The organism is Methylomonas sp. LW13 (assembly GCF_016865255.1).
Taxonomy (GTDB): Bacteria; Pseudomonadota; Gammaproteobacteria; order Methylococcales; family Methylomonadaceae; genus Methylomonas.
Window position 1 is genome coordinate 4,243,651 of record NZ_CP033381.1, and the last position, 18,303, is coordinate 4,261,953.

Below are 18,303 nucleotides of genomic sequence, written 5' to 3' on the forward strand. Positions count from 1 at the left end.
GTTTAGGCCACATATCTGGAGCAAAGTAATAACTTGAGCACCCTACCCAAAACCCGTTTAGCGTTACTTTCTCTAGCTTGCCTAATGCTGCAAAGCGCTCCTGCGTCCGCCAGATATGCGGCGATTGTGATCGACGCCGACACCGGCCGCGTGGTTCACGAAACCGAATCCACTCAACGCTGGTATCCCGCGTCATTGACCAAAGTCATGACTATCTACTTAACGCTGTCGGCATTGGAAAATGGTCGCCTGCGACTGACCGACACCGTGTTCGCATCAAAACACGCCGCCTCGCAACCGCCTTCCAAACTAGGTTTGCGCACTGGCCAAAGTTTGACGGTGGAACAAGCCATCATGGCGGTCACCACCCGGTCCGCGAACGACGCGGCGGTCGTGCTGGCGGAAAAGCTGGGCGGTACGGAAAGCAATTTTGCGGCGATGATGACCCAGCAAGCGCGCACGCTGGGGATGTACAACAGCTCGTTCGAAAACGCCAGCGGCTTGCCGGACGACGGGCAAATCAGTAGCGCCCGCGACCTGGCCTTGTTATCTGCTGCTTTGATTCGCGATTTTCCGCAACATTATCATTATTTTTCGGCAACGGAATTTAACTACAAAGGCCGGGTAATGCCCAATACCAACCGCATCCTGAAAAGCTATCCGGATGCCGACGGGCTGAAAACCGGTTTTACCTGCGGCTCCGGCTACAACCTGATCGCCTCGGCCAAACGCAACGGCCACCGCTTGATTGGGGTGTTATTGGGCGCGCACAGTAGCGGCGAGCGTTTCGAGCAAATGGGCAACCTGTTGGACATGGGCTTTGCCAATAGCGAAAAAGGCCTGTTCGGCGAGCATATCTCGCAATTGAAGGATTACAGCGCCCTGCCGCCACCGTTTCAATTGTCGTCCAACCGTTGTGCCGGCAGTGCGGAACAAATGGGTGCCGACTCCGGCAGTAGCCGTTATGAGCCGATTCGCATTAATGCGCCATACAACAGCCGCCGCGAAAAGCTCACGCAATTAGCCCAAGCCAAACCGCAAAGCCGCGGCAATGTTTGGACCGTCAGCATGGGAAGTTTCCCCAGAAAAATCGACGCCGATGTGAATCTGCAGCGTGCGCGTAATGCTCTCGGCCCGTTAGCTAAAACCGGGCGGGCCGGCATTGTCAAAACCAAAGTCAAAAACGCCACATCTTGGCGGGCGCAATGGACCGGCTTACAGCAAGACGACAGTCAGGATTTTTGTCGGCGCTTGCGCGCCAAACATATGGATTGCAGCGCCTCGCCGCAACCTCGAACCAGCTTGGCAACAGCATCCAACCCGACGAAGCAGCTTCGCCGCGTTAGCCATCGCAAATCGTAATTGATAAGTCAGTAATGGGGCGGACGCTCATCGACCGCCCCCGCTTGGCGCTCATCCAGCGCCAGGCTTTTGATCTTGTCGTGCAGCAACTTACAGGTTTCTTCCAGTTTGCCGATTTGCTTTTGCTGGTCTGCCACCACTTGGTTCAACGCCTGAATCAAATCTTCCTGATACGCTTGTTTAATCTCCAATTCGATGAATCTTTCTTCGCTCATGGCTCCCGCCGCTGACTGTGTAAATTTGCCATTCTAATCGAAAATCCCGACAGTTTTGCCGCATGCACTCGCACAGCTTCTATAAACTCGCTATCATTGATAAGTCATCAACATAGCGAGGATGCAACTATGGCAACTATTACAGATCCGGTCATTGGCCGCTGGTATAAAGACCTGGAAAGTAATCTTACCTTCAAGGTCGTAGCGATTGAGGGTAACGACGAATCGGTGGAAGTTCAGTTCGCCAATGGCGATTTGGGCGAATACGACAACGAATCCTGGTACGGCTCCACTATCGATTACATCGAAGATCCGGAAGACTGGAGCGCGCCGTTCGACGAGTTGGAAGCCGACGATCTGGGCTACACAGACCCCGATAGACACGCCCGCCCGGATGCGGAAGATTTGGACATTAGCGATTTGTTGGATTGAGATAATTTATGAGAATGACCCCGCAACAATTTCTGGACTGGGAATCCAAGAGTATCACCCTGCTGGCCATGTCCGGCGCCGGCAAAACCACCCTCTCCGCCAAGTTACCCAGGGATAAATGGTTTCATTATTCCGGCGACTACCGCATCGGTACCAAATACCTGGAAGAGCCGATTCTGGATAACATCAAGCAGCAAGCGATGGGCGTGCCGTTTTTGCGCGATCTGCTCAAATCCGACTCGATCTATATTTGCAGCAATATCACTGTGGAAAACCTGGCCCCCGTATCCAGCTTTCTGGGCAAAATCGGCGACCCGGCCAAAGGTGGCCTGTCGCAAGCCGAATTCAAACGCAGGCAAGCGCTGCATCATCAAGCCGAAATCGCGGCGATGAACGACGTGCCGGACTTTATCCATAAGGCCGAAGACATCTACGGCTACAAGCATTTCATCAACGACGCCGGCGGTAGCGTTTGCGAACTGGATTGTCCGGAAGTCCTGGAAAATCTGGCTAAACACACGCTGATCGTCTACATCAAAATTCCGCCGGCTTTGGAACAGACCATCATCGACCGCGCCAAAAAAGATCCCAAACCCCTGTATTACCGCCCTGAATTCGTCGATGAAAAATTGGACCAATTCATGAGTGAGCGCGGTTACAGTTCGACCGACCAAATTCCACCGGACGAATTCGTCAGCTGGGTATTTCCGGAGCTGTTCAAAGCCAGGGTACCGCGCTACGAAGCGATTGCCGCCCAGTACGGCTACACCATCAGTGCCGACGAAACCGCTAAAGTCAATAACGAAGACGACTTTATCCGTCTGATTGCCGAGGCGATTGCCCGGCAACAATCTTGAGACCGTTCTTGTAATGCCGCTAGTTGCCCATACTGCTTTACCCACTTTTCAGCGTCTGCACGAAGAAGGCGAAGAAATTCTCAGCCCGGACCGCGCCAGCCATCAATCGATTAGAGAGTTGCACATCGGCTTGTTGAATATCATGCCGGACGCGGCGCTGGAAGCCACGGAACGCCAGTTTTTCCGCTTGGTCGGCGCTTGCAATCAGATTGCCCAGTTTCATGTGCATCCGTTTACGATTGCGGGCCTGGAAAGAAGCCCGCAAGCCCTGGCGCATATCCAGCAATATTACGAATCCTTCGAACAAATCAAGCAAGACGGGCTGGATGCCTTGATTATCAGCGGTGCCAATGTCACCCACGACCATTTGCAGGAGGAAGATTTTTGGCGGCCGTTAACCGAAGTGTTCGAATGGGCCACGCAAAACGTCACCTCGGTACTGTGTTCGTGCCTGGCCACCCATGCCTTTATTCAGCATTGTTACGGTGTGGAGCGCACGCGCCTGCCGGCCAAGCGTTGGGGCGTGTTTTCCCATAAAGTGGTCGATAGGCAGCATCCCCTGGTGGCGGAAATCAACACCCGCTTCGATGTGCCGCATTCGCGTTTTAACGAAGTGTTTCGGCGCGACATGGAAACACACGGACTGAAAGTCCTGGTGGCCAGCGAATCCGCCGGTGTGCATCTGGCCGTTAGTCCGGACGGATTTCGCGTCGTCTTCTTCCAGGGTCATCCGGAGTACGACGATATTAGCCTGCTCAAAGAATACAAGCGCGAAGTACTGCGTTATTACAACGGCGAGCGCGACGACTACCCACCCTACCCCGAGCATTATTTCGATAACGAAGTGCAACAGCTACTGGCCGAGTACACAGAACACGTGAAAGAAGCCAAGCTTGGTAACTGCCCACTGCAAGCCATGCCTGAGCAACAAATCATCGAGCACTTGGACATCACCTGGCGGGATTCCGCTAAAGCCGTGTTTAATAACTGGCTGGGGAAGGTTTATCAGATCACCAACGAAGACCGCCGATTGCCGTTCATGGACGGTATTAATCCTGATAATCCGCTGGATTTGTAATGCACGAAGGCTTTCTAAACCAAGCCATCGCACTAGCCTGCGATAACATCGACCAAGGTGGCGGGCCGTTCGGCGCGATTGTCGTTAGAGACGGCGAAATTATTGCCGCCAGCGGGAATCGGGTGACGCCGGATCTGGACCCGACTGCTCACGCCGAAATCGTCGCCATTCGGCTGGCTTGTCAAAAACTAGGCGATTTTCAATTAACCGATTGCACCCTCTACACGAGTTGCGAGCCTTGCCCGATGTGCTTGGGTGCCATCTATTGGGCAAGACTGCAAGCCGTTTACTTTGCTTGCGACCGTTTCGACGCCGCTAAAGCCGGGTTCGACGACGGTTTTATTTACACCGAAATCGACAAACCCGCCCTGCAACGCCGGATCGTCATGCAGCAACTCTCGCTCGACTCGGCCAATCGCCCCTTCCAAATGTGGCGGATCAAAACAGATAAAATTCGCTACTGAGCCGCCGCCGGCTGTTCCGCCGGTTTAGCGGTTGCCTCACCTTTAATTTTAAGCAACCAGCCATCCTGACCCAAACAGCCGCTCTCCAATTTGCTTTCTGCGGATTTAGCGGTGACATGCACACGGGCAAATCCCGGCGTCAATGGCGGCAATTTCGCGGTCACAAAGTAAAAGTTCTTTTTATCCACCACATTGACTTTCATTTTTTCGCCACGCGCTTCGGCGGTCACGGTCAATGGATCGGCATTGTGGGAGATATGAAAAGAGATTTCCGTGCCCGCATCGACCTCGGCTTTTTGCTCGGGCACAAAATCCCGGAATTTAGGCCTTTTACACTCTTTCAAGCGCTCTTCTTCTTCCGGCGATAAAGCCAGGGCTGCCGTTGAAAACACCATAGCACCCAGCAAGCACGCACCTCTCCAGCGATTTGACAATTTCATGACTAGCTACCCTCTTGTTGTTATTGTAATGTTGGAAACGCCGGTCAATGCGGCGCATCCTTAAAATACCAGCACTTTGAACTTTAATCAGTTTTCTTGCTTTGTTCAATCTTTGCGCCTTTTACCCACCGGGCTTACGGTTTTAAACTTCTACCCTATCGCCGTCGAGAACATGTAAAATCGCCGCCTTTCCCTTTCTCATTCACAGACATGACGAACTTCAGAGGCACCACCATTCTTTCCGTCAGACGCGGCGATAAAGTCGTGATCGGCGGCGATGGCCAAGTCACCCTGGGCAACACCGTGATGAAGGGCAATGCCCGTAAAGTCAGACGCCTGTACCACGACAAAGTGATTGCCGGTTTCGCCGGCGCGACGGCCGATGCGTTTACCTTATTCGAACATTTCGAAGGCAAGCTGGAAAAACATCGCGGCAATCTGACCCGTGCCGCCGTGGAAATGGCCAAAGACTGGCGCACCGACCGCGCCCTGCGCAAACTGGAAGCGTTATTGATCATTGCCGACAGTAAAACCTCGCTGGTCATTTCCGGCACCGGCGACGTCATCGAACCGGAATACGACTTTATCGCCATCGGCTCCGGCGGCGCGTTTGCGCAAAGTGCTGCGCGCGCCTTACTGGAAAACACCGAACTCAGCGCCCGCGAAATCGTCGAGAAATCGCTAGGCATTGCCGCCGATATTTGCATTTACACCAACCACAATCTGCGCATCGAAGAATTAGACGCCGAACCCCAACCGGCACAAGAGTAAAACCATGAGTCAAATGACCCCGAGAGAAATCGTCAGCGAACTGGACAAACACATCGTCGGCCAAGCCGCCGCCAAACGCTCCGTCGCAATAGCCCTGCGTAACCGCTGGCGCCGCAGCCAGGTTACCGCCGAGCTGCGCGATGAAATCACCCCGAAAAACATTCTAATGATAGGCCCCACCGGCGTCGGTAAAACCGAAATCGCCCGCCGTCTGGCTCGCTTAGCTAACGCGCCTTTCATCAAAATCGAAGCCACCAAATTTACCGAAGTGGGTTATGTCGGCCGCGACGTGGAATCGATTATTCGCGACTTGATCGATAGCGCCGTGAAAACCACCCGCATTTCGGCGATGGAACGTGTGCAAAACCGCGCCGCCGATGCCGCCGAAGAAAAAGTGCTGGATATATTACTGCCACGCGCCGAAGGCGGCATGCTCTCGGAATCCGAGGAATCCACCCGGCAGAAAATGCGCAAAAAACTGCGCGAAGGCGATTTGAACGATAAGGAAATTCAAGTAGACGTTGCCGCACCGGCAGTGGGTGTGGAAATCATGGCCCCACCGGGCATGGAAGAAATGACCAGCCAGTTGCAAGGCATGTTCCAAAATCTGGGCAGTGGCCGCACCAAAACCCGCAAACTAAAAATTAAAGATGCCTTGAAACAGTTGCAGGAAGAAGAAGCCGGCAAACTGGTCAACGAAGAAGAAATCAAGCAAGCCGCGCTGGAAGCGGTTGAGCAACATGGCATCGTGTTTCTGGACGAGATCGACAAGATCTGCAAACGCGCGGAAATGGGCGGCGGCGAAGTGTCCCGCGAAGGCGTGCAGCGCGATTTATTGCCGTTAGTGGAAGGCAGCACCGTCACCACCAAATACGGCATGATCAAGACCGATCATATTCTGTTTATCGCCTCCGGTGCGTTTCATTTGACCAAGCCGTCGGATTTGATTCCGGAATTGCAAGGCCGCTTTCCAATCAGGGTCGAGCTGAACGCCTTGAGCGCGGACGATTTCGTGCGGATTTTGACCGAGCCGGACGCCTCGCTGACCGAGCAATATCAGGCACTCTTGAAAACCGAAGGCGTAGACGTACAATTTACCGCCGACGGTATTCAGCGCATTGCCGAACTGGGCTGGCAAGTCAACGAAAAAACCGAAAACATTGGCGCGCGCAGATTACATACGATTCTGGAAAAATTGCTGGAAGACATTTCCTTCAACGCGCCGGACATGGCCGAAAAATCCATTACCATCGATGCCGCTTACGTGGATTCACATTTGATGGAACTGGCCGATGATGAAGACCTTAGCCGCTACATTTTGTAATTATGCGCGTCAAAATCACCCCCACTCAGCGTGTGCCGACCGAAATCAAGCTGCATAAGGTTTCGGCGATCCTGGAAATCCATTTCGACGACGAGAGCATTTACGAGCTGCCCAGCGAATATCTGCGCGTGTTCACCCAATCGGCAGAAGCGGTTGGCCACGGCCCCGGCCAGGAAACCCTGCAAATCGGCAAGGAAGACGTGACGATTACCGACATCCAGCCGGTGGGCAATTACGCCATCAAACTGGTGTTCAGCGACGGCCACGACACCGGCATTTACAGCTGGGATTTACTGTATAAATTGGGTTCGGAATTTCCGCTGCTTTGGTCGCAGTATCTTGAAACCCTGAAAGCCGCCGGCCTCAGCCGCCGCTCGCCCATCCATAATTAAACGACATCATGACAAACGACAATACCACCCATTTTGGTTTCAAACAGGTTCCTAAACAGGAAAAAGTGGCGCTGGTGCGCGGCGTGTTCGACTCGGTCGCCAGCCAGTACGACGTCATGAACGATCTCATGTCGATGGGTATCCACCGCATCTGGAAACGAGTGGCCGTGCAACTGGCGAATGTTCGTGAAGGCGACAGCGTGCTGGACCTGGCGGGCGGCACCGGCGATTTGACCAAACTCTACGAAAAGCGCGTCGGCAAATCCGGCCAGGTGATACTGGCGGACATCAACGCCGCCATGCTGCGCACCGGCCGCGACCGGCTGATCGACCACGGTTTGAGCGGCAATATCCGCTACGCCCAAGTCAACGCCGAATGCCTGCCTTTTGCCGACAACACTTTTGATTGCGTGACCATCGGCTTTGGCTTGCGCAACGTCACCGACAAGGACGCCGCCTTACGCTCCATGTACCGCGTGTTAAAACCCGGTGGCCGCGTCATCGTCCTGGAATTTTCCCACCCTATCGACCCGATCACCGAAAAAGTCTACGACTTTTATTCCTTCAAACTACTGCCCAAAATCGGCGCCGTAGTAGCGAAGGACGAAGACAGCTACCGTTATCTGGCCGAATCGATCCGCATGCATCCCAAGCAGGACGAACTCAAGCAAATGATGGAAAACGCCGGCCTGGAGCGTTGCGAGTATTTCAACATGACGCAAGGTATCGTTGCCGTACACCGGGGCTATAAATTTTAAGCTCCCGTTCGCCGGTCGTGAAAGCGGAGAATTGCCAATGGCACTAAAACCAGCTCAGCATTACATCAGTGAAGCCGAATACTTGGCCGGCGAAATGATCAGCGACACCAAGCATGAATTGATCGACGGCGAAGTTTACGCAATGGCGGGCGCCAGCCGTAACCATCAAAGATTAGCCGGGAATGTTTTCACGACTTTCGCCCAACATCTGCGAGGCACGCCGTGCGAGACGTTCATGGCTGACATAAAAGTCAAAGCCGAAAACAACTTTTTCTATCCCGATGTGATGGTAGTCTGCGCCGACGAAAACGGCGACGAGTACTACACCGAAAAGCCAACCATTATCGTCGAAGTGCTATCCAAAGCCACCCGACGCATGGACAAATCCACCAAACTGGCGGCCTATAAGGCCTTGCCGAGCTTGCAAGAATATGTACTGATCGAACAGGATTTTGTCGACGTCGAAATCTTACGCCGCTCGACCCACTGGCTATCGGAACATTACTTCCTTGGCGACAGCCTCACCCTGGAATCAATAGACTTAACCGTGACAGTCAGCGATTTATACCAACGAGTCAATAACGAAGACATGCAAGAGTTTCTGCAACAACAGCAAGCACAGGCGAGTGATGTCGAGCAGCGTTAAGTCCCTATTAATCTCCGCGCTGGAAACCGCACTGAATCGTTATTTAGCGCTGGACGATCACATCGAACAGTATTTAACGCCCATGACCGGCAAAGTCATCGCCCTGCATGTGACGTCTTTCGACAGCAGCCTGTATCTTTGCCCTACCGCGCAAAGCATACAAATTCTGGAGAGCTATCCGGGCAGCGTGGACGCCACGCTCAGCGGTTCATTGTCGGCTTTGGGCTTGATGGGTTTAAGCGCTACACCGATGCGCTCATTGTTCAAAGGCGAAGTCCGCATCGACGGCGACACCCAAGTCGCGCGCCGCCTGCAACGTCTGTTTGAAAAACTGGACATCAACCTGGAAAGCAAAATCGCCCGTTATACCGGCGACGCCTTTGCTCAACGCTTGGGCCAGTTGTTCCGCGGCAGCCGCGACTGGACGCAGCACACTCTGACCACCTTTCGCTTAAACCTAGAAGAATTCCTGCAAGAAGAAACTCGCGAGCTGCCGGCCAAATCGGAAGCCGAGTTATTTTTCCGCGACATCGACGCTTGCCGCAGCGACTGCGACCGCCTTGATGCCCGCCTCGCCCGCCTGGAAGCCGCAATCCAAACTACATCCGCGCCTCAATAACAAGGACCTGCCCCGTGATTCGCCCGAAAATTCTGATGCGCCTCATCCATATCAACTGGGTGATGATGTTCCATGGCTTGGATGAAATTGTTTTAAAAACCCATTTATTTCGCCCCATCCGTTATATCGCGTTTTTATCGCCCAACTATTGGACCAGCAACTCCCGCGAACCGCGCGGCGCCCGCATCCGTAAAACCCTGGAAGACCTGGGGCCGATTTACGTCAAATTCGGCCAAACCCTGTCCACCCGCAAGGATTTACTGCCGGAAGACATCGCCGAAGAACTGGTCAAACTGCAAGATAAGGTGCCGCCGTTTTCCGCTGACACGGCCCGCAAAATCATCGAACAACAACTGGGGCAATCGATAGAAGAGGCCTTCGCAGAGTTCGATCCGCAACCGCTAGCCTCGGCGTCGGTTGCGCAAGTACACACCGCCACGCTGCACACCGGCGAAAAAGTCATCGTTAAAGTCTTGCGGCCGGACATCGAAGACAAAATTCATTCCGACGTCGGCTTGCTCTACGAACTGGCGCGCCTAGCGGAACGCTTCTGGAGCGATGCCCGCCGCCTGCGGGCGATGGAAATCGTTGCCGAGTTCGAAAAAACCATTCTCGACGAACTGGATCTGGTGCGGGAAGCCTCCAACGCCAGCGCCATCCGCGCCAATTTCAAGAATTCCGAGATGCTCTACATCCCGGAAATTCACTGGCCGCTGACCCGCCGCAAAGTCTTGGTAATGGAACGCATCTACGGCATTCCGGTCGGCGACATCGACGCCCTGCGCAAAGGCAATGCCGATTTCAAAAAGCTGGCCGAGCGCGGCGTGGAAATCTTTTTCACCCAAGTCTTTCGGGATAATTTCTTCCACGCCGACATGCATCCGGGCAATATTTTCGTGCAATTGCCGGACAAATACCTGGCGGTAGACTTTGGCATCGTCGGTAGCCTTTCCAGCTCGGATCAACGCTATCTTGCCGAAAACTTCCTGGCCTTCTTCAATCACGACTACCGGAAAGTGGCGCAAATGCACATAGAATCCGGCTGGGTGCCCGCCACAACGCGGATCGAAGAGTTCGAAGCGGCAATCCGTAGCGTCTGCGAACCGATTTTTGAAAAACCGCTGAAAGACATTTCCTTCGGCTTGTTACTGCTAAGACTGTTCCAAACCGCCCGCCGCTTCGATATGGTGGTGCAACCGCAATTGGTCTTGCTGCAAAAAACCCTACTCAACATCGAAGGCCTGGGCCGTCAGCTTTACCCGGACCTGGACTTGTGGCAAACCGCCAAACCCTTCCTGGAAAACTGGTTCAAGGAACGAGTTGGTCCGGGTAAAAAGATCAAGGAGCTGTTCGCCAAATTCCCGGAAATCACCGAACAGATCCCGGAAGTCCCCGGCCTGGTATTCCAAGCCCTGCAAAGCGCCGCGCACATGCAGCAGCAACTTCAGCAGCAGCAAAAAGACATGCTGGAGCTACGTAAGCAACTTAAACGCAACAATACCCGGACTTTGCGGGCTATTCTCAGTGCGGCGGTGTTGATTGCGGCGGCGATAGTGTTGCGGTCGCCGTTGTTGGGGGGGTGAGTTGCCGCTTATCCCTGCGGAAGCATCTGATGGGTAATTTGCAAGACAGGGACGATAGACAAAAGGAAATATGCATTAATAAACATATATTTATCGGGAGAATATATGATATGTGGTAGATATACAGTTAACCATCAAATTACTTGTTAGAGGCTAAACATCTCGTGTCGCATATCCCTCTCCCTTTTCTGAGCTTCGCTGCTGATATCTTGGCCGATACCAGCCGAGGCTTGAGTGGAAACGAAGTTGTGAAATCCTTTAACGCTTACGCTGTCGAGTACAACATCAATATTCCTCATGCGGCGTATCCGTTTGAGGCCCCAAACAAGCGAACGGCGCTGCTAGAAAATCTGAAGTGTTTCCCTCCCCCTCTTCAGTTCAAAATTATTAGAGAGTTGTGTGATCACCGAATCTTCTCCAACAAGCAATACGACGAGCTGAAATCACTAAAGGTAAAGCTAGTCTCCCAATTCGCGCACCTCGCACCAAAAGACGAATTTTCTAAGCTTAACGAGACACTCACCGAAGAAACGCGCCACTGGCTCGACAGCTTCCCTAATGCACTAGAGTTGTACTTGCAGGCAATTCAAAAATACAAACACGGAATCTTTAGCAGAAACTTGCTTGATGATCTCCGACTCAGTTTGGAACTATTGCTGAAATGTGTTTTTAAAAACGATAAGTCTCTCGAAAATCAGCTCGGCAATGTCGGTAGTTTCGTCAATGAGGCCGGAGGTTCGAAAGAATTCTCGAATATGTTCTCGAAGCTGATCGACTACTACGCGAAATACCAAAACACATACATCAAACACGATGACGCTGTGGTGGAGGAAGAAATCGAGTTCGTGTTTGAAATTTCATCATCTTTTATGCGCCACATAATTCGGCTTCATGCAAAGTCACCAAGCCTATAACATAGCGATCAACCTCCCTCCATTCGGTCGCTGGACGCTAAGAGGTAAAGGCGCGCAGCCCTTAGGGCGCATTAGCGACAGCGCAATGCGCCGAATGAACATCACATGGCGCAATAACCGTTGGTTTTTATGCCCACCCGTTTAATAGGCTTTCGTGTTTGGTGTCGCTAACGCGACGGCTGATTTTAATGTCGGGTCTCGGCCCGACAACCGAGATACTTTTCTTTGCTTGTCCAAAGAAAAGTATCCAAAAGAAAAGACACCCGGATGCCGCTTAGCTCACTCGGCACATCCCTGTGCCTCGCCCTTCGGGTGCGATGCATGCAAATCGGCTATCCTGCCGATTTGTCCTGCGCTCCTCGCTTTTGAACGGGGTTGCCGAAAGGGGCTTCCTGCCCCTTCGGCAACGCGCCGCATCCCTGCGGCGCCCCTAACGGGCTGAACCGTTCAAAAGCTCCGGTGCTCGGCGCGGCATACGGGAGAAAACCATCCCGGTTTTCGGTGGGCTTTCGAGAGACCGTAGGGCGCATTAGCTTTAGCGTAATGCGCCGAATGAATCGACACACAGCGCAATGCCCGTTGGTTATTGCGCCCTACGAGCTGTTCGAACACATGTTGGCAATCCCTTAATCACTCTAGACGTGTGCTACCTCGCAAATGGTCCAAACGATGTTTCGCATACCCCTCGTTCCTCCGAATACGCTTCGCTATTCGCAGCTACGCCACTGATTTTTCACCGCGAGGAGAAACCCGGCTAGCCATTTTCGATGGCTTGGAAGACAGTCATAAGGAAATACATTCTATAAAGCATAGGCTTATTGCAGCCAGATCGGATTCGTGCTAGATGTGCAGTTAACTATCTAATTCTTTGTTGGGCATCAAAATGGAAAATGTTTCAATGCACTCACAAGTCACAGCAATCGGATTTGTCGAAGCCGTTCGGCCTCATGCGGAAGATGATTTTTGGGGAGGATAGGAAGCGTGTATTGCGCTGACGTCGGAATTTACTTTTGAGGCATTGCAAGGGATTTCTGATTTTTCCCATGTCGAAGTACTGTTTCTTTTCCATGAAGTCGAGCCATCAAAAATTGTCAAGGGCGCGCGCCACCCTCGGAACAATAGCGCGTGGCCAGCCGTAGGCATCTTCGCGCAACGTGGTAAGAATCGGCCAAACCGCATCGGCAGCACGATCTGCCGTGTGATTCGTGTGGAAGGGGCGAAGCTTTTCGTCGCTGAATTGGATGCCATCAATGGCACGCCAGTGCTCGACATCAAACCCGTCATGGTTGAGTTCCTGCCACGCCAGGAAGTTCATCAGCCCGTCTGGTCACATGAACTCATGCGTGACTATTGGCTGCACAAGTAGCCCGTAGGGCGCATTAGTTTCTGCGCAATGCGCCGAATGAATCGACACACGGCGCAATGCCCGTTGGTTATTGCGCCCTACGAGCTACGAGCAAAATCCAAAAGAAACGTCAAAGCCCTGAGCTCGCGACGGGGTTTCCCCGTATGCCGCGCCGAGCACCGGAGCTTTTGGTGGGAATAGCCCGAAGGGGTACGGCAGGGATGCCGCACGTTGGCGAAGGGGCAGGAAGCCCCTTTCGCCAACCCCCGCCAAAAGCTCTGGAGCGCAGGAAACAAGCGGCATCCGGGTGGCTTTTCTTTTGGTGACTTTTCTTTGGCCAAACAAAGAAAAGTTACTCGGCTGTCGGGCCGAGACCCGACATTAAAACAACCGTCGCGTTAGCGACACCAAAAGCCCTCCCAGACTTGCCTCGATACAGACTTTTAAGTGCAATTTCCCCCGGTTTGAATTAGCATCGTCCGACCATTTTCTTGAAGCCCCAGAACCTTGTATCAGCAATACTTCAATTTCAGCGAATTGCCATTTTCGATCTCGCCTGACCCGCATTTCATGTTCATGAGCGAGCGACATCAGGAAGGTTTGGCGCATTTGCTGTATGGCATTAATCAAGGAGGTGGGTTTGTCGCTTTGACGGGCGAGGTGGGCACCGGCAAGACCACGCTGTGCCATTGCTTGCTGCAACAATTGCCCGAAAATGTGGATATTGCCTTGATTTTGAACCCTAAATTAACGACACAGGAATTACTGGCGACGATCTGCGACGAGTTGGGCATCAGCCATGCCGGTTTCGCGGCCAAACAGCTGATCGACGCCATCAATCAATACCTGCTGGCCGCTTATTCGCAAGGCCGGCGCACGGTATTGTTGATCGACGAAGCGCAGAACCTTAGCTTGGACGTATTGGAGCAAATTCGCTTGCTGACCAATCTGGAAACCAGCAAAGCCAAGCTGTTACAGATCATCTTGGTCGGACAGCCGGAACTTAATGCGTTGCTGGCCCGCCAAGATTTGCGCCAGCTCAATCAGCGCATCACCGCCCGCTATCATTTGCTGCCTTTGTCATTGGACGAGACCCGAGCTTATATTCGCCATCGCTTGCGGGTCTGCAAGGGCAACCATCGGCTGTTCAATCCAGCGGCCATCCGCAAGATTTACCAGTATTCGCAAGGCGTGCCGCGCCTGATCAACATTCTGTGCGACCGGGCCTTGTTGGGCGCTTACGCCACCAATGCGCGGGAAATCAACCCCGCAATCATTCGCCGGGCGGCACAGGAAGTGTTGGGGTCGGTAAAAACCAAACGGCGCTGGTATAGCGCAACCGCCGCGATTTTGGTGATCGGCGCTTGGGCCGGGCTGCAGTTTTGGTCTCAGCCGATGCCCGTTGTTGAACCGGCCAAACCGGCTATTGCCCAACAACCCGTAGTCCCGGCAGCGCCCATCCCCGCCGCCAAGCCGGTCAGCTTTGCCGATCAGCTGGATCAGGCCGGCCTCAGCTTTGCCGAAGCCGTGACCGAGTCGTTGAATACTTGGCATCTATCCGCCCCTCCTGGCCGCACTGCGGATTGCGCTACGGTAGCGACGCTGGGTTTGCAGTGCTTATTCGGCAAGGGCAATTGGCAAGAGTTACTGACCTTAAACCGGCCGGCGATTCTGGCTTTTTCCGACCCGACCGGCGCCAAGCGCTATGTATTGTTGACCGGCGTTGAGCATGATTCGGCGATCATCCGTTTGAAGGACACCGTCAACATCCCGCTCGCGGAGTTGGTAACCCTCTGGGACGGCAATTATTTGTTGCTGTGGCGACCGCCGCATCCAGGGGTCACGGAAATCGCTCCCACGCAGCAATCCGCAGCAGTGCTCTGGCTGCGCGAACGGTTAAGTAAAATCACCGGCAAACCTGCTGGCGACATGGCTTCCCGAATTTTCGATGAAACGCTGAAAGCCGAGTTGTCTAGTTTCCAACGCCGGCACCATCTGACGCCCGACGGCATAGCCGGCGCCCGCACCCTGATCCATCTGGATAACCAAAGCGGCGCCTCTGCTGCGCCCCATTTGGCAATCACCACTCGCTAGGCTTGTTGATATGTCTTACATCTTGAATGCATTGCGCAAATCCGAACGAGAACGCCAAGCCATGCAGCCCGACTCGGTGACCAGCCGCATCGCTATCGAGCAAATGCCGGAACGACATGGCATGACTAAGATCATCGTTGCGCTGGTCCTGTTGAACTTGGCGATTTTGATTTATTTTCTGGGCATCGCGCCACAGACACCCGCAGAAAAACCACAGCCCCTCGTCAATATCGAAGAAGCGGCGCCGTTGATCGCGAAAGCAAATCCACAATTGCCGGCCGATAGTCCACCGAAACCGGCAAAGCTTGCCCCCACGCCCAAAACTGAGCCGCCTCGCAATCCGACGTCGGCAGCCGAAAAACTCGCCGCTAACACAAAACAAGCAGTTGAGCCGGTCGAGCGGGTTAAACCGGCCGTTGCGCCAGCGCAGCCGGTTAAGCCCTTACCGACGGTAACCACCGCAGCAGCGCCGGCTAGCAAGCCGACAGCCGAGATAGAACGACAATCTAAACTTGTTCCGCAACGCATCGAAGAACCCAGTGAACAAGCCGTAGCGAAAAAACCGGAGCCAGTCGCGCTAGCAAGTCCACAAAACGACTTGCCCACTTTACAAGACTTACCGCCGGAAGTGCGCCAGTCGTTGCCAAATCTACCGATTAATGTATTTAGCTATTCACCCACACCGGCGGAGCGTTTCGTGATGATAGACATGGTAAAATACGTACCCGGCCAGACGATCAAAGACCAGTTGGAACTGAAGGAAATAGTGGAGGACGGGATTGTCGTCCGCTATCAGGGCCGAGTGTTCAAGATCAAACGCTAATAGCGGCTGGCGGAATGCCTATCGCCTTCAGCCCAGCCCATTGGAATTTGTTGCAGCCAAATTCAAAAACTATATTTGGCTGAAAACTGCACCCGCTGTAACACGCCATCCCGCCCATCGATCAACTCGCGCGTCGCATAAGTATATTCCACGCCGAACATGGCCTGACTGACCGGGCTCCATAGCAAATTGGCATGCACGGATTGTACTTGGCGGCTCAGCACCGTATTTGCGTAACTGGGGTAATCCGCCTGCGCAAAACCATAGGTAACATTAGACCGCCATTGCTTATCCCACCAATGCTGATAAGACAACATGCCGCCGTAGGCATTGACCATCTCGATAGCGCCGTGTTGATCCAGCGCCGCATCGGCGAAGGTGTTATTGGTAGACACGTAGCGCCCGTCGCCTTTGCCGTAATGCGCCATAAAGCGCATATTATCCAGGCCAAACGTATTAATCCGTCCGGCCACGTTAACCCCGCCGCCCCACTCCGCTTGTCGATAACCGGTCGTGCCATGGGTATAGCGCAACTGCCTGCCGACCGCCGCCAAAGACACATTGCCCCAATCCGGATTCAGATTGAGCCTAGCGATTACATCCGGATAACGATCAGCGTTAGGCGTAGTGTAATACCCCGCATCCAAATTGGGATTGGTACTTTTACTGGAAGAAGTCTCCAGCGCACTATCGACCCACAAACGGCTGCGCGGCGCCTCCAACGCCACTTGCCACTCCATCGGCGTATCCAGCCAATTAAACGGCTCGCTCCAGCGCACCAAAGGATCGCGCAGGCTGGCGACAGCGCCAGCAGAGCCACCCACATCCAACGTATCCGGCAATGCGGCTACGTTAAGAAAGGTAGTCCAGGTTTGTCCAGCCAGAAAATGACCGATGGAGCCGTAGGCGTGGCGCAAACGCGGCGTGTATGTGTACGTTGCCGGATCGCCGTAAAAGTCAAACTCGATATAGGTGTTGATGTCGCCCCAGTCAGTCGTCGGGGTAAACGATTTGAACCACAAACGGCTTTCTTTGCCGTGAAACGTAATTTGCCCACGTTCACCGGCCGCACCCACCGGAATTTGCGCCATCGCCAGTTGCTGATCGCCCAGCCTGTCACGCCCGGCGCTGACGCTGTTAAACAAGGTGTCCATTTTCACGAACCCGCCCAAACCCACCGAAGTGTCGGTGCCGGGAATTTTAAACGTGCCTTTCACATCGCCAACCGTCACCGCCGGCTTCTCTTTGGCCTTATCGCTCACCAAAGCGGAAGCGGTGCCACCCGTCGCTACCGTTGTCGGAGACGCCACCGCAGCTTGCACCGTATTGCTGACCGGTGCCTTGCCGGCAGCAACTTGCTCGGCGCGGACATGCTGCAACTCCTGCTCCAGCTGTTCGATCCTGGCATTGGAACGCTCAACCTGACTCTGTAATTGAGTGACTTGCTGACTTAAGGCCTTCAGCAAAGCCTTGATGTCTTCGTCGGCCGCTTGCGCGGGATTAACCATCCAACAGCACAGCCACATGAGACATAGTTGTAAAAATTTGCTCATCCTCTAGCTCCCCAGTTTTCTGAATAAGGCATGACAAGAGGTACAGGTGGTGTTGATTTCATGCAAGCTATCCGGAATGGCGTCTATATGATTTTGCTCGGCAAGCAGCTGCAATTGGCGCATCTCTTCGCGCAGCTTGCCGGCCAAGGCCAGAAACGTGGTTTGTTCGGCTGCGTTTAACTGCAAACCGGGCATACGGGCAATCATGATCTCGACAGTAGCCGCCAAATCCCGCGCTGCTTCGCCGATTTGCCGTGAATATTTGCGGCGCTCCACGTCTAATTGCTGCTCGGTCATAAACCGCTCCTGCATCAGGCTATTCATCCGGTCCATCAATTCATGCAAGCGCTTGTCCCGCACCGCATGCAAGGCCGGCTGGCCGGTTTGGCTGCGCCCACCCTCCAAGTTCGCATACTGATTATTTTGGCTACAAGCGCCCAACATCAATAGTAGTGCGGCTAGATACAGGGTTTTCATGCGTTGCGCTCCGATTTGATCAATCTGCAAGATGCGGCGTTCAGCCGCATCCTGGCCTGGTTTAAGTTTACCCGATTCCTGTGTGGATATTTTTTCAGCCGCCATCTAGGGTAGCGTCTGCAGTTTAGGTATCATGCTGCTTCCGTTCTTCCGACA

The 18,303-nt window shown here is 53.6% G+C and carries 20 protein-coding genes; 16 read left to right on the forward strand and 4 right to left on the reverse strand.

The window, feature by feature from the left end:
* Positions 1–33 precede the first annotated feature (33 nt).
* Positions 34–1,362: a D-alanyl-D-alanine carboxypeptidase family protein gene (locus JL719_RS19100; RefSeq protein ID WP_225892908.1), complete on the forward strand. Its 1,329-nt coding sequence runs from the start codon at positions 34–36 to the stop codon at positions 1,360–1,362.
* Positions 1,363–1,370: 8 nt separating this feature from the next.
* Here the strand turns inward: JL719_RS19100 and JL719_RS19105 are convergent, their stop codons facing one another.
* On the reverse strand, positions 1,371–1,577 hold the full coding sequence (locus JL719_RS19105; protein ID WP_033158397.1) for a SlyX family protein: 207 nt from the start codon (positions 1,575–1,577) through the stop codon (positions 1,371–1,373).
* Positions 1,578–1,706: 129 nt separating this feature from the next.
* Here JL719_RS19105 and JL719_RS19110 point away from each other — a divergent pair, with 129 nt between their 5' ends.
* Genes JL719_RS19110 through JL719_RS19125 form a run of 4 tightly spaced genes read left to right on the forward strand, consistent with a single transcriptional unit; the run spans position 1,707 to position 4,408 of the window.
* A complete protein-coding gene (locus JL719_RS19110; protein ID WP_033158396.1) occupies positions 1,707–2,009 on the forward strand; it encodes a DUF6763 family protein in 303 nt (100 codons plus the stop codon).
* An 8-nt stretch (positions 2,010–2,017) separates the two neighbouring features.
* Positions 2,018–2,866 carry an ATPase gene (locus JL719_RS19115; protein ID WP_033158395.1) on the forward strand — a complete coding sequence of 283 codons (849 nt, stop codon included), beginning with the start codon at positions 2,018–2,020 and terminating at the stop codon, positions 2,864–2,866.
* A gap of 13 nt (positions 2,867–2,879) precedes the next feature.
* The gene (metA, locus tag JL719_RS19120; protein ID WP_033158394.1) at positions 2,880–3,944 is read left to right on the forward strand and encodes a homoserine O-succinyltransferase MetA; all 1,065 of its coding nucleotides are present in this window, start codon (positions 2,880–2,882) and stop codon (positions 3,942–3,944) included.
* Positions 3,944–4,408, forward strand: a complete 465-nt coding sequence (locus JL719_RS19125; protein ID WP_033158393.1) for a nucleoside deaminase — start codon at positions 3,944–3,946, stop codon at positions 4,406–4,408. Before metA ends, JL719_RS19125 begins: the two co-directional genes overlap by 1 nt.
* Here the strand turns inward: JL719_RS19125 and JL719_RS19130 are convergent.
* On the reverse strand, positions 4,402–4,848 hold the full coding sequence (locus JL719_RS19130) for a hypothetical protein (protein ID WP_129871437.1): 447 nt from the start codon (positions 4,846–4,848) through the stop codon (positions 4,402–4,404). The two genes, JL719_RS19125 and JL719_RS19130, sit on opposite strands and share 7 nt — an antisense overlap.
* Positions 4,849–5,058: 210 nt before the next feature.
* Between JL719_RS19130 and hslV the strand changes: the two genes are divergently transcribed.
* The 11 genes from hslV (at position 5,059) to JL719_RS19185 (ending at position 16,117) form a co-directional block, all read left to right on the forward strand.
* A complete protein-coding gene (gene hslV, locus JL719_RS19135) occupies positions 5,059–5,619 on the forward strand; it encodes an ATP-dependent protease subunit HslV (RefSeq protein ID WP_020483114.1) in 561 nt (186 codons plus the stop codon).
* A gap of 4 nt (positions 5,620–5,623) precedes the next feature.
* A complete protein-coding gene (hslU, locus tag JL719_RS19140; protein ID WP_033158391.1) occupies positions 5,624–6,943 on the forward strand; it encodes an ATP-dependent protease ATPase subunit HslU in 1,320 nt (439 codons plus the stop codon).
* 2 nt (positions 6,944–6,945) lie between these two features.
* Positions 6,946–7,335, forward strand: a complete 390-nt coding sequence (locus JL719_RS19145; protein ID WP_171694362.1) for a gamma-butyrobetaine hydroxylase family protein — start codon at positions 6,946–6,948, stop codon at positions 7,333–7,335.
* Positions 7,336–7,343: 8 nt separating this feature from the next.
* Positions 7,344–8,093, forward strand: coding sequence for a bifunctional demethylmenaquinone methyltransferase/2-methoxy-6-polyprenyl-1,4-benzoquinol methylase UbiE (ubiE, locus tag JL719_RS19150; protein ID WP_033158390.1), 750 nt, complete (start codon positions 7,344–7,346; stop codon positions 8,091–8,093).
* 37 nt (positions 8,094–8,130) lie between these two features.
* Positions 8,131–8,739: a Uma2 family endonuclease gene (locus JL719_RS19155; protein ID WP_033158389.1), complete on the forward strand. Its 609-nt coding sequence runs from the start codon at positions 8,131–8,133 to the stop codon at positions 8,737–8,739.
* Entirely contained in the window at positions 8,723–9,358 is a 636-nt protein-coding gene (locus tag JL719_RS19160; RefSeq protein ID WP_033158388.1) for a ubiquinone biosynthesis accessory factor UbiJ, read from the forward strand. The genes JL719_RS19155 and JL719_RS19160 overlap by 17 nt, the downstream gene beginning before the upstream one ends.
* Positions 9,359–9,372: 14 nt before the next feature.
* The gene (gene ubiB / locus JL719_RS19165; protein WP_033158387.1) at positions 9,373–10,941 is read left to right on the forward strand and encodes a ubiquinone biosynthesis regulatory protein kinase UbiB; all 1,569 of its coding nucleotides are present in this window, start codon (positions 9,373–9,375) and stop codon (positions 10,939–10,941) included.
* A gap of 164 nt (positions 10,942–11,105) precedes the next feature.
* On the forward strand, positions 11,106–11,855 hold the full coding sequence (locus JL719_RS19170) for a hypothetical protein (RefSeq protein ID WP_033158386.1): 750 nt from the start codon (positions 11,106–11,108) through the stop codon (positions 11,853–11,855).
* 1,018 nt (positions 11,856–12,873) lie between these two features.
* Positions 12,874–13,221: a TrmO family methyltransferase domain-containing protein gene (locus JL719_RS24430; protein WP_201799002.1), complete on the forward strand. Its 348-nt coding sequence runs from the start codon at positions 12,874–12,876 to the stop codon at positions 13,219–13,221.
* Positions 13,222–13,776: 555 nt separating this feature from the next.
* A complete protein-coding gene (locus tag JL719_RS19180; RefSeq protein WP_308441612.1) occupies positions 13,777–15,294 on the forward strand; it encodes an ExeA family protein in 1,518 nt (505 codons plus the stop codon).
* Between the two features lie 10 nt (positions 15,295–15,304).
* Positions 15,305–16,117: a general secretion pathway protein GspB gene (locus JL719_RS19185; protein WP_033158383.1), complete on the forward strand. Its 813-nt coding sequence runs from the start codon at positions 15,305–15,307 to the stop codon at positions 16,115–16,117.
* A 62-nt stretch (positions 16,118–16,179) separates the two neighbouring features.
* On the opposite strand, the gene JL719_RS19190 is transcribed toward JL719_RS19185, so the two are convergent.
* The gene (locus JL719_RS19190) at positions 16,180–17,670 is read right to left on the reverse strand and encodes a DcaP family trimeric outer membrane transporter (protein ID WP_033158382.1); all 1,491 of its coding nucleotides are present in this window, start codon (positions 17,668–17,670) and stop codon (positions 16,180–16,182) included.
* A 3-nt stretch (positions 17,671–17,673) separates the two neighbouring features.
* The gene (locus tag JL719_RS19195; protein WP_033158381.1) at positions 17,674–18,252 is read right to left on the reverse strand and encodes a cytochrome c; all 579 of its coding nucleotides are present in this window, start codon (positions 18,250–18,252) and stop codon (positions 17,674–17,676) included.
* Positions 18,253–18,303: the final 51 nt, after the last annotated feature.